This window comes from Pararhizobium sp. DWP3-4, assembly GCF_049898205.1.
Classification (GTDB): Bacteria; Pseudomonadota; Alphaproteobacteria; order Rhizobiales; family Rhizobiaceae; genus Pararhizobium.
Genome location: NZ_JAFCXF010000040.1, coordinates 1 through 1177, shown reverse-complemented (window position 1 = coordinate 1177; position 1177 = coordinate 1). Strand labels below are relative to the sequence as shown.

The window sequence follows — 1177 nt, the reverse complement described above, 5'->3', positions numbered from 1 at the left end:
CATACGCTGTTGAGATGTGGAATGTCCTTTGACTTCAGTGTCACTGGATACAGAAGCACCGCAGTAAGGCGAATACCGCCGTCTACGTTTCTCTTTCTCGATTAGGATATGTCCTCACGCTGTCGCGGCTTTGCCGCTGCGCTCCGGACGGGGCGCGCCATGCGGCGCGTGGGCCTCTGGCCCTGTTTGGCGGTCCGATCTAAGTTTGATCGGCTGCTTCCTCACGGAGTGCGATTGGCGTGTGAACACGTAAATCGGGCCCGTAGCTCAGTTGGTTAGAGCACACGCTTGATAAGCGTGGGGTCGGTAGTTCGAGTCTACCCGGGCCCACCATGTTTTGTCCTGACGCTGTCGCGGCTTTTGGCTGGTGCGCTCAGGTTCGGAGAATTGGGGCTTTAGCTCAGCTGGGAGAGCACCTGCTTTGCAAGCAGGGGGTCATCGGTTCGATCCCGATAAGCTCCACCATTTACCTGGTGCTGACGCTGTCGCGGCTTTGCCGCTACGCTCCGCACGGGCCGCCGGACGACCGGCGTGGTCCTCTGGGCCTGTTTGGTGGAAGACGGAATATCCTAAGAGAGAAATAAAAGTTTGCATCGGTTCGAATGAGCCTGATGCCTGTTCTGATTACATTGTGAAGAGAAGATATGTCTGGAAGCTTCCAGGTGTTGAAGATGGTCGAAAGGCTGTTGGAGATGTCCGAGCCCAGTCCTGTTAAAGCTGTCGACGGTCTAGCCGATCCGAGACAGTGGAGGGACTGGAGGTAGGTAGGAAGCTTGTTACTCAAGGCATGTTTGTTGTTGGTTGTTGGAACCATCAAGACTTCGAGGCTTTCGGGCCTTGGGGATTTTGGTGTTTTTGGCTTCCTCTGACGACATGTCGATGGATGTTGCCTGACCGCGCATCCCCGGACAGATCTCGAGAAGCTGGTCTTAAGATATGACCTCGAAGTGCACCGGCGTGCCTTCATATGAGGATTATATCGAACACGTTGATGGCATCTGGATTGGATGTGGCTGTAAAAGGTAGCTGCATCGCCCCTTCCCTTCGGGAAGGTGGCTTAAGGATGAGCATTGGCAATGAGAACGATCAAGTGAAATAAGGGCAATTGGTGGATGCCTTGGCATGCACAGGCGATGAAGGACGTGATACGCTGCGATAAGCCGTGGGGAGCTGCGAA

Annotated in this window: 2 tRNA genes and 1 rRNA gene; all 3 read left to right on the top strand. The window is 54.6% G+C overall.

The annotated features are described in order from the left end of the window. Positions 1 to 256: 256 nt before the first annotated feature. A tRNA-Ile gene (locus ACP7E6_RS29415) sits at positions 257 to 333 on the top strand. 56 nt (positions 334 to 389) lie between these two features. Continuing rightward, a tRNA-Ala gene (locus tag ACP7E6_RS29410) sits at positions 390 to 465 on the top strand. Positions 466 to 1084: 619 nt separating this feature from the next. Continuing rightward, positions 1085 to 1177, top strand: a 23S ribosomal RNA gene (locus ACP7E6_RS29405); the annotation flags it as partial.